General features: G+C 72.3%; 1 protein-coding gene and 1 pseudogene. Both read left to right on the plus strand.

Annotation, left to right across the window (positions count from 1 at the left end):
- Positions 1-484 (plus strand): annotated as a pseudogene (locus JAO81_RS41880) (hypothetical protein); the annotation flags it as partial.
- Between the two features lie 68 nt (positions 485-552).
- The coding region (locus tag JAO81_RS41885; protein ID WP_199553251.1) for a hypothetical protein at positions 553-1,057 on the plus strand (505 nt) is incomplete at its 3' end.

Raw genomic sequence — 1,057 nt, forward strand, 5'->3', positions numbered from 1 at the left:
GGCCCCGGTGGTGGTGGAACCGGATGCGGAGCAGGTAGCGCAGGCGCTGCGGGTGACGGGACCTGTCGCGTTCAAGACCCAGATGGCCATCTCCGGATCCGAGGAGGCCGCCACCCGCGTTATGGCCTCCCAGCTGCAAGGCGCAGCAAGCCGCCTGGTGCTGGCCGGGGAACGCGAGACGACCATGGCCACCTTCCGTGCACGCGGTGAAATGGCCGGCTGGCGGCGCGTGTCGGGCGGCGGCCCTACGTGTGCGTTCTGCTCGATGCTGATCGGCCGCGGCGCCGTCTACTCCAAGACGACGTCCTCTTTCCGCTCCCATGACCGGTGTTCGTGCAGCGCCGAGCCGCTGTACCGGCGCGAGCCGGAGCCGCCCGAAGTGAGGCGCCTGCAAGAGCAGTGGCTCACGGTGACCGCCGGCACCTCGGGCGCGGGCTCGCTGGCTGCCTGGCGGGCCTTCCACCAAGCGCAGAGCGCTTCCTGATTTTCCCCACGGTCCTCGTGGGGTGCCGCCGCGACGGCGGACATGTCCAGTGAGAGGGGTTGGCCGCGATGGCCGACGACAACAGCACGCCGCCCGCGACGGGCGAGAAGACCGACACCCCGCCCAACCCGGCGCCCAGTGAGCCCACCGGGCTTGGCGAGGCGGGCAAGAAGGCGCTCGACCAGGAGCGCCAGGCACGGCGCGAGGCCGAAGCGAAGCTGAAGGAACTGGCGCCGCTGGCCGCGAAGGCGCGGCAGCTGGAGGACGAGCAGAAGTCCGAGGCCGAGAAGCTCGCCGAGAAGATCACTGCGGCCGAGCAGCGTGCCCAGGCGGCCGAGGAACAGATGCTGCGCCTGCAGGTCGCCGCCACCAAGGGACTCACCCCGGCGCAGGCCAGGCGCCTGGTCGGCACCAGCCGCGAGGAGCTGGAAGCGGACGCGGACGAGCTGCTCGCCTCCTTCACCTCCTCCGCACCGCCGACGCGGCCGCGTACCCCGGTGGAGCAGCTGCGCCCCGGCGCGCTGCCGTCCGGGGCTGAGCCCTCGCTCGGCGATCAGATCGCGGCGGCCGAGA

It is taken from the genome of Streptomyces sp. N35 (assembly GCF_016464295.1).
GTDB lineage: Bacteria > Actinomycetota > Actinomycetes > Streptomycetales > Streptomycetaceae > Streptomyces.